Source organism: Ureibacillus aquaedulcis, from assembly GCF_030418165.1.
GTDB classification, from domain to species: domain Bacteria; phylum Bacillota; class Bacilli; order Bacillales_A; family Planococcaceae; genus Ureibacillus; species Ureibacillus aquaedulcis.
Genome location: NZ_JAUHTQ010000002.1, coordinates 212,922 through 231,376, shown reverse-complemented (window position 1 = coordinate 231,376; position 18,455 = coordinate 212,922). Strand labels below are relative to the sequence as shown.

At 36.1% G+C, this 18,455-nt stretch carries 15 protein-coding genes and 1 pseudogene; 11 read left to right on the top strand and 5 right to left on the bottom strand.

What is annotated here, in order from left to right; genetic code table 11:
* Positions 1-74 precede the first annotated feature (74 nt).
* From QYB95_RS03745 to QYB95_RS03735, 3 genes are all read left to right on the top strand, one after another.
* Positions 75-503 carry a GatB/YqeY domain-containing protein gene (locus tag QYB95_RS03745; protein ID WP_301136778.1) on the top strand — a complete coding sequence of 143 codons (429 nt, stop codon included), beginning with the start codon at positions 75-77 and terminating at the stop codon, positions 501-503.
* A 188-nt stretch (positions 504-691) separates the two neighbouring features.
* Positions 692-856, top strand: coding sequence for a transcriptional regulator (locus QYB95_RS03740; RefSeq protein WP_301136775.1), 165 nt, complete (start codon positions 692-694; stop codon positions 854-856).
* 243 nt (positions 857-1,099) lie between these two features.
* Positions 1,100-2,812 carry a putative bifunctional diguanylate cyclase/phosphodiesterase gene (locus QYB95_RS03735; RefSeq protein WP_301136773.1) on the top strand — a complete coding sequence of 571 codons (1,713 nt, stop codon included), beginning with the start codon at positions 1,100-1,102 and terminating at the stop codon, positions 2,810-2,812.
* Positions 2,813-2,886: 74 nt separating this feature from the next.
* On the opposite strand, the gene QYB95_RS03730 is transcribed toward QYB95_RS03735, so the two are convergent.
* On the bottom strand, positions 2,887-4,275 hold the full coding sequence (locus QYB95_RS03730) for a nucleoside-diphosphate sugar epimerase (RefSeq protein ID WP_301136772.1): 1,389 nt from the start codon (positions 4,273-4,275) through the stop codon (positions 2,887-2,889).
* Positions 4,276-4,631: 356 nt separating this feature from the next.
* On the opposite strand from QYB95_RS03730, the gene QYB95_RS03725 reads away from it, so the two are divergent.
* Both QYB95_RS03725 and QYB95_RS03720 read left to right on the top strand, forming a co-directional pair.
* Positions 4,632-6,254 carry a YceG family protein gene (locus tag QYB95_RS03725; protein WP_301136771.1) on the top strand — a complete coding sequence of 541 codons (1,623 nt, stop codon included), beginning with the start codon at positions 4,632-4,634 and terminating at the stop codon, positions 6,252-6,254.
* A gap of 29 nt (positions 6,255-6,283) precedes the next feature.
* Positions 6,284-7,378, top strand: a complete 1,095-nt coding sequence (locus QYB95_RS03720) for a toxic anion resistance protein (protein ID WP_301136769.1) — start codon at positions 6,284-6,286, stop codon at positions 7,376-7,378.
* Positions 7,379-7,520: 142 nt separating this feature from the next.
* Here the strand turns inward: QYB95_RS03720 and QYB95_RS03715 are convergent, their stop codons facing one another.
* From QYB95_RS03715 to QYB95_RS03705, 3 genes are all read right to left on the bottom strand, one after another.
* Positions 7,521-8,435 (bottom strand): anti-sigma factor domain-containing protein, encoded by a 915-nt coding sequence (locus tag QYB95_RS03715; RefSeq protein WP_301136768.1) that lies wholly within the window; start codon positions 8,433-8,435, stop codon positions 7,521-7,523.
* Positions 8,422-9,177 (bottom strand): RNA polymerase sigma-I factor, encoded by a 756-nt coding sequence (sigI, locus tag QYB95_RS03710; RefSeq protein ID WP_301136767.1) that lies wholly within the window; start codon positions 9,175-9,177, stop codon positions 8,422-8,424. The genes QYB95_RS03715 and sigI overlap by 14 nt, the downstream gene beginning before the upstream one ends.
* 131 nt (positions 9,178-9,308) lie before the next feature.
* A complete protein-coding gene (locus tag QYB95_RS03705) occupies positions 9,309-10,019 on the bottom strand; it encodes a hypothetical protein (protein ID WP_301136766.1) in 711 nt (236 codons plus the stop codon).
* Positions 10,020-10,245: 226 nt separating this feature from the next.
* On the opposite strand from QYB95_RS03705, the pseudogene QYB95_RS03700 reads away from it, so the two are divergent.
* Positions 10,246-10,821: pseudogene (locus tag QYB95_RS03700) on the top strand (cupin domain-containing protein).
* Positions 10,822-10,928: 107 nt separating this feature from the next.
* On the opposite strand, the gene QYB95_RS03695 reads toward QYB95_RS03700, so the two are convergent.
* Positions 10,929-11,951 carry a DUF2332 domain-containing protein gene (locus QYB95_RS03695; RefSeq protein ID WP_301136765.1) on the bottom strand — a complete coding sequence of 341 codons (1,023 nt, stop codon included), beginning with the start codon at positions 11,949-11,951 and terminating at the stop codon, positions 10,929-10,931.
* 532 nt (positions 11,952-12,483) lie between these two features.
* Between QYB95_RS03695 and QYB95_RS03690 the strand changes: the two genes are divergently transcribed.
* From QYB95_RS03690 to QYB95_RS03670, 5 genes are all read left to right on the top strand, one after another.
* On the top strand, positions 12,484-13,755 hold the full coding sequence (locus QYB95_RS03690) for an MFS transporter (protein WP_301136764.1): 1,272 nt from the start codon (positions 12,484-12,486) through the stop codon (positions 13,753-13,755).
* Between the two features lie 315 nt (positions 13,756-14,070).
* Positions 14,071-15,405, top strand: coding sequence for an Nramp family divalent metal transporter (locus QYB95_RS03685; RefSeq protein WP_301136763.1), 1,335 nt, complete (start codon positions 14,071-14,073; stop codon positions 15,403-15,405).
* A 32-nt stretch (positions 15,406-15,437) separates the two neighbouring features.
* Positions 15,438-16,415, top strand: a complete 978-nt coding sequence (locus QYB95_RS03680) for a 2-hydroxyacid dehydrogenase (RefSeq protein ID WP_301136762.1) — start codon at positions 15,438-15,440, stop codon at positions 16,413-16,415.
* A gap of 358 nt (positions 16,416-16,773) precedes the next feature.
* Positions 16,774-17,475, top strand: coding sequence for a FadR/GntR family transcriptional regulator (locus QYB95_RS03675; RefSeq protein ID WP_301136761.1), 702 nt, complete (start codon positions 16,774-16,776; stop codon positions 17,473-17,475).
* A gap of 31 nt (positions 17,476-17,506) precedes the next feature.
* Complete coding sequence (locus QYB95_RS03670) at positions 17,507-18,265, top strand: AAA family ATPase (protein ID WP_301136759.1); 759 nt, start codon at positions 17,507-17,509, stop codon at positions 18,263-18,265.
* Positions 18,266-18,455: the final 190 nt, after the last annotated feature.

Below are 18,455 nucleotides of genomic sequence, written 5' to 3'. Positions count from 1 at the left end.
TTTTTTCTAATATAGTTAAGGTGTAACTAGCAAAAGATATGGTTCAATAAAGAATTTTGAAGGGAAGATCGTTTATGCTGAAGCAAACAGTATTTGAACAATTAAAAACTGCTATGAAGGAAAAAGATGTCCTGGCAAAAGGGGTACTCACACTTTTGAAGTCTGCTTTGGATATAGCGGAAAAAGAAAAAGGTGCGCCTTTAACAAATGAAGAGGAAATAGCAATTGTCAACCGTGAAATTAAACAAACAAACCAATCCTTGGATGGTGCCAAACAAGCTAATCGGGAAGATTTGATTGAGAAAGAACAAGCAAAGCTATCAATATTAAAAGGCTTCTTGCCTAAACAATTATCGGAAGAAGAAATTGTTGCTGTATTGACTGACGCGGGAATTGGCCAAGGAATGAACATGGGGGATGCCATGAAAATTGCTAAACCACTTCTTACAGGAAAAGCAGATGGTGCAACCATCTCGAAAGCAGTTAAAAGTTTAATTTCATAAGAAGAAATTTTAAACTCACGTTATTGCGTGGGTTTTTTTGAATAATTAACATAACAAATGGTGAATAGTAAGCAGTGTAAAAATATTTGTACATATTTTCAGATAACTTATTGACTTAGGGAAAAATGTGTACTATATTAATAACAACAAACATAAACTGTTATATAACAATGGAGAGGTGGATGACCATGTCAATGTATCGAGAGGGCTATAACTATTATAAACAGGCTTGTGAGCAATATGAATTGGAACCACTTAATTTTGCCTTTTATCTACTGAGCTTATCCAAGGAACAACTTGATGCTTACAACGAAAAAGCAGAATTAAAAAGGGGGCATGATCTTGATAACTGATATAGATAAAGAACTCGTCCAATAACGACCTTACTTAAGTTTCGACATAGGTAGGGTTGTTTTTATTTTTCTTGTATGAGAGTCTTTATTACTAATTGGACATATACATAATTCGTAACAAAAAATATACATTTTTCGACATTTCCTCTATTAACTTACCAACTTTATATGTATAATAATTTTATAATACTAAAAAATAATTATTTTGAGGCATTTCAGTCAATTTCGCATCGGAGGTACTTCATGAAAAATAACCATATTCAATCAACAGATACCTTACTCATGGAGCATACATATGAAGAATTAAAAGATATAAAAGCTGCTATTGATGAAGCTGTTATACTTGCTGTAACAGATTCAAAGGGAACAATAACAGCTGTAAATGATCGGTTTTGCGAAATATCAAAATATAGTCGTGCAGAATTAATTGGTCAGAATCACCGCATTTTAAATTCCAAATTTCATTCCAAGGATTTTTTTAAAGCAATGTGGAAAACAATAGGCAGTGGCCATACTTGGAGCGGTGAAATATGTAATCGTGCGAAAGATGGATGTATCTATTGGGTACAAACTACTATTGTCCCTTTTTTAAACGAGAAGGGCAAACCTTACCAGTATATATCCATCCGAACAGATATAACAGACCAGAAAAATATAAAGACGATTATGCATTATGCAAATCATGATATACTAACCGGTTTGCCAAACCGCAGATGCCTGGCACAAAAGTTAGAGCAACTTATAGAACGAAGTAAAGGAAAACAATCAAAATTTGCCGTTTTTTTCATAGATATTAATCGGTTCCGACACATCAATGATGCACTCGGCCACCAAATTGGCGATCTATTCTTGGTTGAGGTTGCCAAGAGATTTCGATTGATTGACAAGACAGGCGATTCTTTCTATCGATTAAATGGAGATGAATTTGTTTTTTTGCTTGAAGATACAAGTTTAATATCAGTAATGGCTACAAAGCTAATTGAGATTTTTGAGAAGCCCTATATTTTTAACAATCATAAATTTTATTCGACTATTAGTATTGGAATCAGTTTATTCCCGCAGCACGGCACGGATATCGATAATTTGATCGTCAATGCTGATTTAGCCATGTATGTTGCAAAACGCAGAAAAGGCAATCAATATGAAATATTTAAAAATCGGATGCAAGGTAAAAATGACCACGTCCTAATTTTTGAAACCAAGCTTCGAAATGCATTAAAAGAAAATCTGTTTGAGATTCACTATCAACCTAAAATGGATGTAAAAACAGAACAGCTTATCGGGATGGAAGCCCTATTACGTTGGTATGACGAAGAATTGGGACAAATTCCACCGAATGAGTTTATACCTTTTGCAGAAGAATGCGGTTTGATTAGCGATATTGGTGAGTGGGTCTTGAAAAGCACTGCACTTCAAATCAGGGAATGGGAAAAACAATTTAAGTTTAATTTAAGGGTTGCAGTCAATATTTCTCCACTTCATTTTAAAGAAGGAAATTTTGTCGCTCGGCTTATTAAGATTCTTGAAGAGACAAAAGTGCGGCCGGAGTACCTTGAAATCGAAATTACCGAAATGAGTATGATGGATTATAATGATGATTTAATTAATAAAATACAAGAAGTAAAATATCTTGGAATAACAGTGGCTATCGATGATTTCGGAACAGGCTACAGTTCCTTGGGCTATTTAAAGGAATTTCCTGTTGATACGCTTAAAATAGACCGCTCTTTCATTGTCAACATTAGTGAAGGGGAGTCAGGAATAGCAATGGTAGCGGCAATTATTGCTCTAGCTCATGCTTTAAAATTGAAAGTGGTAGCCGAAGGTGTGGAAACAAATGAGGAAATGGAAATTCTCAAACAGTATAACTGTGAGTATGTACAGGGATATTTCTACAGCAAACCTTTGAATGTAACGGATATAACACAAAAGATGCTAAACCAAAAAACAACTTAAAAAGCCGGGAAGAGTCTAACAGCTCCCGACTTGGAAAGGGGTATGCCGGATATGACAATCCATGCATACCTTTTTTATTCGCTTAAAAGTTCTTGTAATCGCTCGTATTCATCGTCTCCAATAGCATCATAATATTGGAATAACAAATCCGAATCCACCTTGATCATATCTTTAAAGTTTAGATACAATTCTTCAGTCAAATGACGAATAATAATCGGTACAGGCTGATTATGATTGAAGTGTTTCAGGTATTTTTTGATGAAGTCTTCTGATAGCTCACACCACAAATTATTCCCTAGTGCTTCAAATTCGACATATTGAATGTGGGCAGATAAGAAATCCTCGGTTAAAAGTTCATTGTACTGACATGCAGTTTGCCAATCAATTTTGTCACGGTAGCGATGAAGCCAGTGAGGCTCCAGGACAGCGCTTAGTAACTTGATTTGTTGTTCTGTATAAGCTCCGAAATAAGCATCCATTTCTTTGTTTGAGCGTTTTCTAAAGCCCATATCATCATATATCTGGCTAGCTAATGAGGGAATCCCTTTTACCATATGTTCACTACCGGACCATTTAAACTGACCTCGTTCAAACTCGAAGAATTGATATTCCAATCTCTCTTCTTCCTCTATATCATCATCATCGAGTAAGTGAATTGTGCTATATTCACTAAAATAAGTTTCATCTTCTATAAATACATCGATTTCCTGTTCGAAATGATCGTTTATTTTTAATTTCTGACGCTTTAGCTCACTTACAATATAGTTTTTGAAAGAAGCAGATAATCTAGATAATACAGGATAATTATACTGTAGGGATGCAACATCCACCTGGTCCAGATGCTCGATTAAGTAGTGTTCGGTCAACTGGTCGCAAGCATAGCATATATAAGAGAAATCAACATAATCCAGGTACTTTTCAAACTCGGTCGGGTGGAGTTTTACAAGATTGTATCTCCAAAAACAATAATCATGGATGAATTTTTTCGACATGTTGGGATTGGCTTCAAGCATTTGGTTCATGTCTATTTCATCGATGATGGGACCTACATAGGAAGGAATCGATTTAACATCAAAATCCTTCGGAAAATTCAACCTTTCCAATCCCTTTTGGGGTCTGAATTTTCTTCTTCGACTAGGATGTGTTTTCAGGCTATATGTGCCGATAGACCCGCGCTCATCCAATAAAATATAAGCCAATTCTTGTCTTTGATCCCTAGTAAGCTTAATATTTTTTGGAAACTTTACAGAGGCGTAATATGTAATATTAGACATATCATAGAAAAATTTAAAATCGCCCTCAGGAGTAAAATCCGAGCGGGATGTATTCTTTTTCCAATACAAAAGTGCCCCGTTTATCGGGGGATAGTTAGAAAATTGAATGTTAGCTATAGAGAAAATATTATGTGAAAGAGACTCATCATAGACAGTTTTTATAAATTCAATATGTTTAATTTTAAGCATACTGTACCTCCATTAGTTCTATTATATTTCTTTAGCGAAAGAAACAATAGCAAAAAGTGTTGCGAGTATGAATTCTTCTACAAATTGCCTTGGAAAAGCAAAATGAACTTTTAAATGCAGAGTATGTCCACTTTACTAACTTATTGTGAATGAATGTCTTTTAGAACCAAGATAAGCATTTTTTGTTGAAAACAATAGTCTATACCGAAGTAATGTATTCAAAGGGGGATTAGAATGTAGCTAACATATAAAAGAATAAAGAGAAATTATGGATAAAGGCTCTCTACATACTGTTAAAAGATGTATAATTGAAGTTGACTATAAACAATGAATTTTAAGTAAAAGTTGGTGAGTTTATGCGTTCAAAATATGTTATTTCTTTAAAGGAAACAAGGAACCCGATTGAGGATATTATGGTTCCTGTTGATAAAAGAATCGGTTACATTGAAGGGGAAACTCCTGTAATTCCAATTTATTTTTATCGTCTACTCGGAGTAGAGGGTGACGAAGAAAATGATTTGAACATATACAAAAATGAAATATTTCGACTAAATGAACAGTTAACTCAATATGGCCGCTATGTGCGATTTGATGGTCCTATCCTTACTCCACAGAATAATGAAATGAGCTATTTTAAAAACTTTATTGGTTCAACTCTGACACAAGACAAAAAAGCTTTGAAAAAACAAGGGTTACTTTTATTCTTCAATTCTCGAATTTTTTATGGGCACAGTCAATATCCATCTATTCACATCGCTTTACAGCAAGTTCTTGAACTCTTTCTTAAGAATGAATCGTTTGTCAATACATCAAAAATGGAAACCTTCGTTGTAAAAATGCTGATCTGGCTGCAGCGTATTCTTCCTAAGCTGTATCCGAAGGGTTCAATTGCCAAAGATATTCCCAAAATCTTATTCTATGGTGATATAAAACCCCATGAAATTTATTTTTTAATCTTCCTTTCTTTAATGGGAATGGATGTGCTGTATATTCACACTGAACCCGACAAGGAACAGAGGTTTTCTCAAATCGATCCTTCTGATGCATTTTCCAAAAGAATGGAGTATTCCAACAGCTTCCCTCTTGAGCCATTCCCATTGGAGGAGAAGAGAGTCAGGAAGAATACGGTAACCTACGAGGCAAAAGAGGAAATAGAAAGCTTCTTGTATGGGGATGATGTGGGGCTATTCAAAACAAGACATTATGAAGAAGGAATAACAAAACCGATTACGCTAAGAACTACTCATGACGAAATGAAAATATTGTGGCAGGAAGAAGCCAAAATCAGACCCGAATTCCAGGTGGAAAATGAAATCGTGTTTGTCCCTAATTTGTTCGTGAAAGTTAGTGGCACCTATCAAATCATAGATGAGTATTGGAAGGAATTGTTCGAACTAAAAGGGACTGCCAATACGGTGTTTAAAGAAAAAGTAGATTTTACACCGATTACTTACAGCAGACAGGAAATGTATTCAACTTCATATGTTTTAGATGACAATGGGTTAATTGATAAGGAAAAACTGTTTAAACATCCGCTTTATAAATTGTCGTATTTAAATCAAACAGTTCAAGATTTCATTGTAAGTAAGATCAACGAGCTGATTAAGTCAGATATGTTCCTGCAGGAAATGACCAATGATTTAAGAATCAAAATACTGATGACCATTATTACAATGGAAAAAGAATTTTTAAGACTAGTTGAATCATTTGATTTTACTGGCAAGGTTCCAAAAGTTATTGTTTATAATAATAAACCTGATAACTTCACGGAAACGGATATTATCCTGCTTTGCTTCTTTAATTTAGTGGGGGCTGATATCCTCATATACACGCCAACCAATTATAACAACATCGAGGCATGGATCAATCCAAATTACTTTGATATTCATCAATTGCCATCAGTACAATTTGATTTGGAGCTTCCGGAGGAGTCGCCTAAATCAAAAACCAGTATTTTCAAAAGATTGTTTAAGCGATAACAGACTTCTATCTTTAGGGGGGAAGTAAGATGCAATTAGAAAATGAACCAGTTCAATTGCCGAATGAATTGGAACGGAAAACAGCAGAGATTAAAGATAAAGTACAAAACTCACCAGAAATTCATGTAATTGGTCGACAGCTTGATATCGAAAACCTGAATTCACTTGTATCATTCGGCAGCCAATCCGCAGTAGAGATTTCAAGATTTTCGGATATGATTCTAAGTTCAATTAGAAGAACTAAAATGGAAGAAGCCAAAGACTTAACATTGCGGCTCGGTAAAATTATGGATCTTTTTAACTTAGATGATTTTGATAAAGAGAAAAAACCCACTTTATTCCAGAAACTTTTTAACAAAACGAGAGATTCTATGGAAGCTATCCATCAAAAGTACGAATTAATGCAGACAGATGTTGAAAAAGTTGGGATTACACTTAAGAAATTTGAAACAGATATCTTAAAGGAAAACGACCAATTAGAAACTATGTTTCACCATAACCTGGCCTATTATGAAGAGCTCCAAAAGTATATCATCGTGGGCCAAAAAGCAGTTGGAGAAATTTCCGGGAAGCTGCTACCTGAGTGCGAAGAAAGGGTAAGGGTTTCTGGAAATCAGTTGGACCTATTAAAACTCCAAAATCTCAATGAAGCAAAACAAATGCTTGAACAAAGAGTCTACGATTTACAGTTAGCAGAAAATGTAGCGCTGCAAAGTCTGCCGATGATTAAAATGACACAGATGGGAAATGACGAATTAGTTCGTAAAATCAATGCTTCATTTATTGTTACACTCCCATTGTTCAAACAAGCTTTAGTACAATCGGTTGCTTTAAAACGCCAAGAGGTAAGAGCAAAGTCACAGCAAGCATTAGATGCAAGGACAAATGAGATTCTGCGAAGAAATTCAGATAACTCTGCCTTGCAGGAAAAAGCAATGGAACGGTTAAAAACAGGGAAGCTGCCCCAAATGGAGACTCTTGAAAAAACGTGGAATACAATTATGCAGGGGATTGAAGATGTGAAAAAGATTTATGCGAATTCCAATGAAAAACGTAAGGCAGGTACGAATAAATTGGAACAGTTCAAACGAAATCTTGAACAGCGTCAATTGTTAAGGAATTAATATAATTCTAACATTTCATTGTCCAAAGACAATAAATCTGGAAGGGAAAAGAGTTTTGGAGGAATTAAAATTGGCCATCAAAAGGAGAAGTTTTTGATGGCCTTTTATTTTTGGGATTTTAATCTGTCTAACTTTCTAAACTTTAGTTAACATTACTTTTGTCCGATTTAGAATGGCTTTCTTTGTTTGTTGAATGATTCGATTGATTATTATTTTCTTTTAACGGTACATGATCTTTTTTGGGGCCCGGATTCCCGTCTTTTGTATTGTCTGTAGATGGGTTTGCGCCTTTTTCTTGTTCTGCAGCCTTTTTAGGAATCGATTCTAGAGCATTAGAGTTCTTCTGGCTATTGTTTTTACCATCTTTTGCAGTAGATTCCTGCTGAGTTTGATCTACGTCAGAATTGGATGGTTTCTTTGCGGCTGGATTTTGATTCGCATTTTGATTTGTTGTATCTAACGCATTATTATTAGTTGCTGGTTTTTCATTTGAAGGCTCTTCTATAGAATTTAAATTTTTGTTCGATTGATCTTGTCGTGCCTTTTTCACAGCTTTTTCAACTTGTGCTTTCAATGCTGGCAGGGTATCTGATTTATATTCAGCAGTGATCGAAACTTCTGCGTCTTTTGTGGACATATCATTTACAATCTTGTCTAAAGCCGTTTCAATTGGAAGTCCCTCAACATCTTTAATGTCAATGCCTCTATCCTTGGAATGAGCTTCAGCAGAAATCACTTTCCCTTTTGCATCTACACCAATTTCAACAGGGTGATTCCCATTTAAGTGAATGTATGCAGCAACACTTGTTTCCGGCAACAAAAGCCCAGCTGCTATAACTATGCAAAGGATTGCAGCCATAAGGGCAGGTCCTAACTTATAATAGATAAATCTATTTGAATTGGCAGGAAGGGAGTTGGGCTTTAGATAAAAGTCAACCTCTTCGCCAATCTCGGGGTCTGCAATTAGAGGGATTCCTTTTAAAAATTGACCATTTTGCGTTAAAAAAATTATGTGATTCTTATGTTTTTCACAGACAATCCCTCTAATTTTTTCCACTGGATGCTGCTCCTTTCACAAAATCTTTTATAAAGGTAAATTCACTGTTCAATAATAAAACGATAGCAATTATGTATTTTCTTTGCCTTTCCAGGGTTTTGCGGGAGACCTCAACCAGTGATTCCAGTTCCCTTAAAGGTAATTTCCTTTTATCAATCAAGTACTGGTATAGGTCAGTTGAATCAGCAATAATTTCAGCTATTAGAAAGGCGGTTTTTCTAGCATCTTCATGTTTAGGAGTAGCTTTGGCTAGTTCTTCGAAAGATAAGTTATACTCAGCAAGCAGTTTGTTATAGCTTAGAAGCTCATCCTTTCTAGCATTTGCTAGTTGCTCCTCGGTATATGTATCAATTGATTGTTTATCGAATATGTAGTGTTGCTGGGATGATTCCTCATCCGCAGACTCTAATAGCATTAGTTTTTCATTTCGGGAAATTTCCTTCCTTATGTAATCAATAAGCCTTCTCTTAATGATTATATGGGCAAAGGTTTGAAAAGAGGCGCTTTCTTTATGATCATAGGCTAAAACTGCTTCGTGAAGCCCATCCATCGCCACACTATACTCTTCATCATGCTCGTCGATAGGGCGCTTGCATACAAAGGAAGCTGTTTTCTTCAAAAATGAAGCACTAGCAAAAAGGAGGTCATTCATAACCTCCTCATTGCCTGCTTTTGCCCGAATCACTAGTTCGTTCATATTCAATTTTGATTTGAAGATTCCTTGAATAATAGACAAAAGCATACGTACCCTCCACTCTTACAATCTAGTTGCCATTGATTCTAAATAGTTTTTCAAGAAATGAAAAGTGGTTTCTTTATATTGAAATAGTAATTTAATCTGTTTGGTTTAAATTAACAATCTAATAAAAGAATTTATTTCTTTTCTTTAAGGGCTTGCTTTTCAGCTTTTTGCTCTTCTTTAAGAGATTTGCGCTCTGCTTTATGTTCTGCTTGCAATGCTTTACGAGCTTCTTTTGCAGTTGCTTTTTCAGTTTTTACAGTAGACTCTTCAACAGTTGTAGTTTGCTCAGTTTCTGTTTGCTCAGTAGTTTGAACTTGTTGTTCTTCCGTTTTTGTTGCTTCGTCAACGATTACTTGAGTTTCTTCAGTTGTTTCTTCTTGTTTTTGAGCTTCTTGTTGTGCTTCAAATTTAGCAATCGCTCTTTCGGCATTTCGTGCAATAGCTGCTTTTGCTGTATCGTTACCAGCGTTTTTGAAAGCTTTTTGCAGGGCAACTAGATTACCAGCTGGATAGTCTTCTGGAATGGCAGGGAAGACGATTTCTGTAGAATCCGTTTCATTTGTTCCAGCTTCTGTTGTTTCAGTAGTAGTCTCCGTATCATTCGTAGTTTCAACAGTTCCAGTAATAGACTCTGTATTATTTTCGACTTCTGTAGTTTCAGTAGCGTCATCCGTTGCTTCAGCAGCATCAATAAATTTTGAAGCATCAATAACCTCAGTACCTTCAGTCTGCTGTAATTCTTCTGACTCATCTACTAGATTTTCGTCAGCCCATGCATAGCTTGCTCCTGTGATTGCCATAGATGCTACTAAAATAGCAGCGGTTGTTTTTCTGAATTTCATCTTCCGTCACCTCGTGATTAATTTAGTCCGTCTCTTTCCGGACACTTAATTATTCGAAGGCTGATCTCCTTTTGTGGGGGTAGGAAGAAAAAAATTTTTTAGGAAGGGTTGTTAAGACAAATAGCAATAGACTACCCCACGTTTCTATGGACACTATTACAATCCAAAAAACTTAGACCTGCTGTAAATGCTTGCATATGATAATACGATTATTACTATGAGGGGAATGAAAATATTGCATTATTCTTGCAGCTGTCCATGCTATGGTTCTTATAATGGTTATGGACCTTTATACAACACCTTGGAGGTACCTCATTATTGGGCTTTTCCATACTATATGAATAATTTCACTGCTCTTGGTACTCGTTTTACTCAAGAGGGAAGAGACAATGGTATGGCGATAAGGGATTATGGAGCAAATCCATTTGTCGTTAATATCAATGAAGCGGTGAAACAAAACAATACATTCCGGACTGCTTTATAGACGGGTCAACATTTGCAAGTTACATTAATGAGCCTGAAACCCGGAGAAAGTATCGGACTGGAAATGCATCCCAATGTAGACCAATTCCTAAGAATAGAACAAGGGCAAGGCTATGTACAAATGGGGGAAAGTAGGGAGAATTTAAACTTTACAAGAAACGTTTTCGATGATTCTGCGATTGTTATACCTGCTGGGACATGGCATAACCTAACTAATATAGGTATTGTTCCACTAAAGCTATATTCGATTTATGCTCCGCCAAATCATCCGTTCGGAACAATTCATTCTACGAAAGCAGAAGCAACTGAACATGATTAAGTAAATTTTGTAAATTATAGCAATGAAGAATTAATATGAATGAAAGTAGAAGCGTATCATGTAATTCTATTGATACGCTTTGCTCTCCATATATCTGCGGGGTGGTATCAACTCCAATAAAACCATCTTCCGTGCCCATCCGGACTTTGAAAAATCTTTTCCTTGATTACCTTTCCATTCTCTAAATAATCCTGGTGCAGATCCGCATCATACATATTGTTATAAACATGGTAGAAAGAACGGGCAATACTCAAATCCTTTAATAATAATTCAAAGTCTTTCTTTAACTTGTTTGGAAATTGATTGGCTACGTGAGTATGGAAGAGAATTATTTGATTTTCTGGAGATATGGACTGAATCACCTTCGGCAAAAGCTCTAATAAATCTCCTTCATAAAGGTCTTTTTGAATGCCGTTTGCAATTTTACTGGCTTCTATAAATTGTTGGCGTCTCTTCGAATGCTCGGGCCAAATTAAGGCAAGCATCCAGTCATATTCATCCTGTTTATTTAAATCGACAATATTCAAATCAATCCCGATTCGAGTGTTGATCTTAAAGTTTGAATGGATAGTATTCGGTAATCTTTCCCCTTTATTTTCTGATTTAAGATAAATTGAAGCCATGGCATTCTCTATTTTGAACGAAGTTTTTTCTTCTATATATTCATAGTTATAAGCATCCGGACAGAGTAATAATCCAGCACTTGTACCAATTTCAATAAGGGTTAAAGATTTACTCGTTTGTTCGGCAATACCTGAAAATATTGGATAGAGGTAGGCTGCCCTTCTTACCTCGTTTGTTTGGACTAATCTTGATCGAAATAATTCAATCAGTTGATTCTTGTGATTTAGTGCGAACTCTTTAAAATGTTCAAAGCTATCACTAAAAGGTAAAGGGTTTACCGTCAAGGAAGGGTAATAGGCACGTAATTCAGATTCTGATCGTGCAACAAGAAAGTGCATTGAAGCAAAAAATAGATTTGGTTTAGGCTGAGATAATGGGATTTCCTTAATGATCTCCATTAACTCTGCATCCTCAATAACTTGCTTGCTTAAAAAATAATATAGCTCACTGCTGCCTTTAGCCTGTGATTCTGCAAACTGCTCAAAGCTTTTAGTATAAACATCCATCTCATCATCCCCTTGTTAAGTCATTATGTTAAGTGTATACTTTTGGTAAAATTATGAAAATAGTTTTTGATGTCTGGTTAATAAATTAATGATCTGTTGTAGATGCAGGTAAAATAAAAATTTGAGGAATCCCCGCTAAAACTCAGAGATAACAGCCACTGAGTTAGGAGTTAGTTCATGCTCTATACAGCACAAATAATGGATTTTATTGTATAGATTCAAGAATCATAGCAACCATATGGTCGTTGGTATGCCCCTTTCCCGAAAGGAAGGGGTATTTTTATGAGGATTAATTTTACATTTACAAGTTCATTATTAATAAATTTAAACCATAGATATAAATTGAGTTATTTAGTTTATCTACAATGGAGGTTATGCTCTTTCTAAGGAGTTATAGGCTTTGAATTTTGTTGTTTGAGGCCCCTTGCTTGAATTAGGACCAAGATTCAAATTCAATCTTAGAAAAATGATAAATATAAAAAACTTTGCTCTATAAATATTTGAATGCCACTTACTCGTTGGAGGATCATTTATGTCTAGTAATAATATTGAGTTAAACCAAAGTTTCATAGACTCCCAGGAAGAACAAAAAAAATTATATAACCGCACATTAATCATCGTAAGTATTTCTCAAATCTTTGGTGGAGCAGGCTTGGCAGCAGGTATTACTGTGGGGGCACTTTTGGCGCAGCAAATTTTGGGCACAGACGCCTATGCAGGACTCCCTACTGCGTTATTTACTCTAGGTTCTGCAGGGGCTGCCTTAATCGTAGGACGACTTTCGCAACGCTATGGGCGTCGAATCGGTTTGGCAGCCGGTTTTACCTTTGGTGGACTTGGGGCAATCGGTGTAGTTATTGCCGCTATCATTAATAGCATCGTGCTTTTATTCGCTTCCTTGCTAATTTATGGTGCCGGCACTGCAACAAATTTGCAGGCTCGTTACGCCGGGACAGATTTGGCCGATAATAGTCAACGTGCCAAAGCAATCAGTCTGACGATGGTTTTCACAACTTTTGGGGCAGTTGCAGGGCCGAACCTGGTTAACATTATGGGGGATGTTGCTCTTTCTATTAATGTTCCTTCGCTAGCCGGTCCTTTTATTTTGTCGGCAGTTGCTTATATTTTAGCAGGTTTTGTTCTCTTTGCTATGCTGCGACCAGATCCATTATTCGCCGCGAGAATGATTGAGTTATCGAATCCAGCAGATATTGAAGGGTCGCAGCAAACAAAAAGTGTTCAACTAGAGAACAAAAGAGGTATTATCGTAGGCGCAATAATTATGCTATTGACTCAAATTGTAATGGTGGCGATCATGACCATGACACCGGTGCATATGAGAAATCATGGGCATGATCTGGGTGAAGTCGGATTGGTTATTGGTTTCCACATAGGCTCGATGTATTTACCTTCATTGGTAACAGGTTTCCTCGTGGATAAATTTGGGCGTACTCCAATGGCTATCACATCAGGAATCATACTATTGTTGGCAGGGTTACTATCAGCAATGGCACCTTCAAATTCTTTAATACTGCTGATAATTGCGCTTTCTTTACTTGGATTGGGCTGGAATTTGGGATTGATCAGCGGTACTGCACTGATTGTTGATTCGACCACCGTTACCACAAGGGCTAAAACCCAGGGAACAGTGGATGTTTTAATTGCGTTATCGGGTGCAGCAGGCGGGGCTTTATCAGGAGTGATTGTAGCTCATTCAAGTTATCCAACCCTATCCATAGTTGGGGGAGTATTATCCTTGTTGATGGTTCCGGTTGTATTCTGGTCCCGTAAATTGTTTAGTTAAGTGACATACTGATGATAAAGTGGCAGTGCATGACATTCGCTTTCATGTACTGCCGCTTTTTTTGCTGACTTCCTGTTTTCAGTTTCGATATAAAAAAACTTTATTAGAAAAATTAGAATATTTGAAATTATAGTTATTGACTATCAATTTAATTTGTCTTACAATTGGAACATATATTGGTTAGGGAGGGAATTTAGCAATATTAGGGGAAGAATGCATATAAAGAAAAGGCGATGGGTTTTTTGTTAAATACTGCAGTCTAGTTTCAAGGGGATGAGTGCAGTTGAATGTTCAACATATTAAGGGGGTTTGTTCATGGTTAATGAAACAATTACTAAGAATCCGGTTGAAGGCGAGTCAGCAATAACGCAGACAATTAACGAAGGTACAAATGAAAAAAGAAGTTTTATCCAAAAAATAAAGTATGCATTTGGACCAGGGATGCTGGCAATCCTGACTTGGCTTGGTGCAGGGGATTTAGTTACATCCGCAGTTGCCGGGGCTGATTATGGTTATGGTTTAATGTGGATTCTTGCTTTATCACTAATTTTACGTTTTTTAATCGTAAATGTTATGTCGCGTTTCCAATTAGCTAATCAGCAAGGATTATCCATTTTGGAAGGTTACGGCAAAATACATCCAGGATTTGCTATGTTCCTAGGGATTTACGCAATTATTATTGGTCACTTATCCAATGCTTATATGTTAAGCGGAGCTGGTGAGGTTCTATCTAATATATTTGGATTTAATAGTCCATTTTTAGGTTCTATCATTGTAGTAGGATTACTATTTATATTGATTGGCAGAAATTATTATCATACAATTGAAGGCGTTATGAAGATCTTCTTAGCGGTATTGACACTGGCATTTGTATACTTGGCGTTTAGTACCAGCCCAGATTTTGCTGGAATTGTAAGCGGTACCATCGGTTTCAGTATTCCGCAAGATGAAGGTGCATTTGGGGCGTTGCTTGTAGCGATTTCCATCATAGGTGCTGTTGCAGGGTCGATTTCTAACTTTGTACATCCATACTTCCTGAAGGAAAAAGGCTGGACTACACCTGGGCATTTAAAATTACAACGAAACGATTTGCTATTTTCAATTATCGTTTGTATCATCATCAATTTATCCATTTGGATTGTTGGAGCGGAAATCTTAAGACCAAACGGCATCCGCGTTGAAACTGTAGGAGATTTAGCAGCTGCACTAGAAATATCATTAGGTAAATTTGGTTGGATTACTTTCTATTTAGGTACTTTTGCTATTTTATTTGCAAGTATCGTAGGGAAAACAACAGGTTATCCAAGATTGATAACAGATGCGTTTTACGTTTCAAATAAGAAACGCAGTGAAAAATATGAAGGCGATTACAATAAAGATCCGATGACAAAATGGATCATGTACTTCCTTTTAGTTTCACCAATTATCTGGTCGATTCCTGGAATGCCTGGCTTTATCCAATTAACAATTGCAGTAAATGCCTTTAACATGGTAGGTTTCCCAGTAATAGCGATTGGTCTTCTAATTATTTCGAATCGTAAAGATTTAATGGGTAAATATAGAAATAGCTGGTTTGAAAATGTATGCTTAATATTAGCGACAGTCCTAGCTTTATGGTCTTCTTTTGAATTATTGTTATCATTTATTTAACAAGTTTTCTAGAAATGAAGGAGTTGTTGGAAATGAGTGAAAAAATCATCGTTTATCGCAAAGTAGATGAACAGGTCCTAAACTATTTGAGAGAGTATGCAGAAGTTGTTTATTTTGAAAAGTTAACACCAGAAAACATGGACGAGTTTTATAGTGAACTAGAAACAACTACTGTTTTACTTGGATCTCTTTTGAAGATTGATGAATCCTTGTTAAATAAAGCACCGAATTTAAAAATGGTAGCGAATTCATCAGTAGGTTATGATAATTTGGATTTACAAGCATTAAAATCTAGGGGCATTATCGCTTCCAACACACCTGAAGTACTCAATGAAACAGTTGCTGATACAATTTTTGGTTTGATTCTGTCAACTGCACGCCGAATGCCGGAACTTGTACAGTGGGTAAAAAATGGTGAATGGAATGAAAACTTAACCGAAGAATATTTTGGTGTCGATGTTCATCATAAAAAGCTGGGCATCATAGGTATGGGAAGAATTGGACAAACGCTTGCCCAACGTGCTCATTTCGGCTTTGGTATGGATATTTACTATCACAATCGTTCTAGGAATCTAGAAGTAGAAGAAAGATTCAATGCTACATTTTGTTCATTGGATGACTTACTCCAAGAAGTAGACTTTGTTTGTTTGTTGACTCCATTAACTAAAGAAACAGAGAAAATGATGGGGTATGAACAATTTAAAAAGATGAAACCTTCCGCAATTTTCATTAATGCTTCCCGTGGAAAAACAGTGGATGAAGAAGGACTAATCCAAGCATTGCAAGATGGAGAAATTTTAGCAGCTGGCTTAGATGTGTACGAAAAGGAACCTGTTGATAAGAACAGTCCGTTACTTTCGATGAAAAATGTTGTCACATTACCGCATATCGGGTCAGCAACAAGTGAAACACGCTTAAAAATGACGATGTTGGCAGCCCAAAACGCCGTAGCCTATTTAACGGGAAAAGAGATTCCGACAGAAATCAAAGTGAAATTGGAAACTCATTAACCTAAAGTAAGAAATCAATATCCGATTACCTAAAGCAAACTTTTCTTTGTTTGTTAAATATTCCTTGGAGCTGTTCAGAAAGTTAGATTTTCTGAACAGCTTTTTACTATTCTATAAAAATGATACTAAATCATACCTCTGAAATAACTCCTTATAAATAAGGACATCACTAAAGGAAATGGTCCCAATATTACTATTCACATACCTCCGTTTCTTCTTATTCCACAAATGTAGGAGCCGTTTGTCGACATATTTATACTAAGTGGTTAACAAAAAATAGTGTATAATACATCATAAGGCTTATATGCATGAAATTGCAGTCATCATAGAGATGGTTAACTAGGGTAGGGGTGGTAGTATGGCACAGTATAAATTCGACGCTGTAAAACGTTATTCGTTATCTCATCAAGTTGTTGAAAAGTTGATAGAGTTAGTGAATTCTGGACAATTAAAATCGGGAGATCTGTTACCTTCCGAAATAACTTTAATGAAACAATTCGATGTGAGCAGACCTATTTTACGTGAGGCATTAAGCTCTCTGGAATCAATGGATATTATTTCACGTAATCCGGGTGGTGGAAAATTCATTAATAAAAAAATTGGCAGTACACCGTTTCGGGCAATGCTATCCATTTCCATGGATAATATTGTAGCAATCATCGAAGCACGCATGTCCCTCGAAGTAGGGCTGGTAATGTTGGCTGCTGAAAAAATAACGAATGAGGAAATTGCCAAACTGGAAGAAACGATAGAGGGCATCAGGGAAAATATTGATAAAGATTACGGCAGATATGATATAGAGTTTCATAAAACGATTGCCAATAGTGCGAATAATCCCGTACTAGAAGGAATGATTACATCTTTGCTGTTAACACATGAAAAGACAAATAGTTTAATCGAATTTCGTGAACCAAAACTGACAATTGCTCACCACGAATCGATTCTTCAGGCTTTAAGGGAGCGTAATCCGACCGAAGCAGCGATACAAATGCACAAACATCTAACATTTGTAAAAGACAAAATTCTCAAAGGTCTTGAGCACTCGCAAAAAGAGAATTAATACCTTTATCAAATAGGAGGTATGCACTATAATGGTGATTTTAAATGCGGACTCCCAGTACATCAAGTCTATATACCTTAAAAGGGAGCATATTTCTTCAAATGATTGTTTTCCATTTAACCTTCCATTTATTCAAAATTTTCAGGAGTTAAACTTTCACCCTAATATTACTTATATTATTGGTGAAAATGGAATGGGCAAATCAACATTGCTTGAGGGTATTGCAATTGCATTTGGATTTAACCCGGAGGGAGGAACGCTAAACTTTAATTTCTCCAGTTATGATTCCCATTCAAATCTGGATGAATATCTCGGTTTGGTCAAAGGGGTTAATAGAGCGAAGGATCATTTTTTCTTTAGAGCTGAAACTTTCTATAATGTCGCAACGAATATAGAGGTATTAGATCAGGAGCCAGGAACTGGCCGTAAAATTATCGATTCTTACGGAGGAAAGTCACTTCATGAACAATCTCATGGGGAATCTTTTTTCTCGGCTTTTATTGAGCGTTTTCAAGGAAATGGCTTATATATCTTGGATGAACCGGAAGCAGCATTGTCCCCATTAAGACAAATGTCCATGCTGGCGAGAATCAATGAACTTATTAATGAAGGTTCTCAGTTTATCATTTCCACTCATTCACCAGTTATTATGGCTTACCCAAACGCTAAAATTATTCAGCTCACAGAAGAGGGTATGCGTGAATCAAGACTTGAGGAAACCCTGCATTATTCGTTAATGAAGCAATTTTTTGAAGATAAAGATCAGTTGCTTCATCACCTTTTTCGTTAAACATTCCTTATATTCTCAAACTTTGGCGTAATCTTGGAGCAGGAATTGCGCTTTTTTTGTTTAGGGGCAGATTATTAAGGATTCCTTAGTAGTTTGAAATATAATAAATTTGCAGTTCCCAATTACGTTTCAAGGCTATGTGTAATGTATGTACTTTTAAAATTCAAAAATCTTCTATATATCTTTTATT

Bases quoted from the DNA above. Each gene is read 5' to 3' on its own strand.
- QYB95_RS03745 (WP_301136778.1), top strand. From the start codon at position 75: ATGCTGAAGCAAACAGTATTTGAACAATTAAAAACTGCTATGAAGGAA.
- QYB95_RS03740 (WP_301136775.1), top strand. From the start codon at position 692: ATGTCAATGTATCGAGAGGGCTATAACTATTATAAACAGGCTTGTGAG.
- QYB95_RS03735 (WP_301136773.1), top strand. From the start codon at position 1,100: ATGAAAAATAACCATATTCAATCAACAGATACCTTACTCATGGAGCAT.
- QYB95_RS03730 (WP_301136772.1), bottom strand. From the start codon at position 4,275: ATGCTTAAAATTAAACATATTGAATTTATAAAAACTGTCTATGATGAG.
- QYB95_RS03725 (WP_301136771.1), top strand. From the start codon at position 4,632: ATGCGTTCAAAATATGTTATTTCTTTAAAGGAAACAAGGAACCCGATT.
- QYB95_RS03720 (WP_301136769.1), top strand. From the start codon at position 6,284: ATGCAATTAGAAAATGAACCAGTTCAATTGCCGAATGAATTGGAACGG.
- sigI (WP_301136767.1), bottom strand. From the start codon at position 9,177: ATGCTTTTGTCTATTATTCAAGGAATCTTCAAATCAAAATTGAATATG.
- QYB95_RS03705 (WP_301136766.1), bottom strand. From the start codon at position 10,019: ATGAAATTCAGAAAAACAACCGCTGCTATTTTAGTAGCATCTATGGCA.
- QYB95_RS03695 (WP_301136765.1), bottom strand. From the start codon at position 11,951: ATGGATGTTTATACTAAAAGCTTTGAGCAGTTTGCAGAATCACAGGCT.
- QYB95_RS03690 (WP_301136764.1), top strand. From the start codon at position 12,484: ATGTCTAGTAATAATATTGAGTTAAACCAAAGTTTCATAGACTCCCAG.
- QYB95_RS03685 (WP_301136763.1), top strand. From the start codon at position 14,071: ATGGTTAATGAAACAATTACTAAGAATCCGGTTGAAGGCGAGTCAGCA.
- QYB95_RS03680 (WP_301136762.1), top strand. From the start codon at position 15,438: ATGAGTGAAAAAATCATCGTTTATCGCAAAGTAGATGAACAGGTCCTA.
- QYB95_RS03675 (WP_301136761.1), top strand. From the start codon at position 16,774: ATGGCACAGTATAAATTCGACGCTGTAAAACGTTATTCGTTATCTCAT.
- QYB95_RS03670 (WP_301136759.1), top strand. From the start codon at position 17,507: ATGGTGATTTTAAATGCGGACTCCCAGTACATCAAGTCTATATACCTT.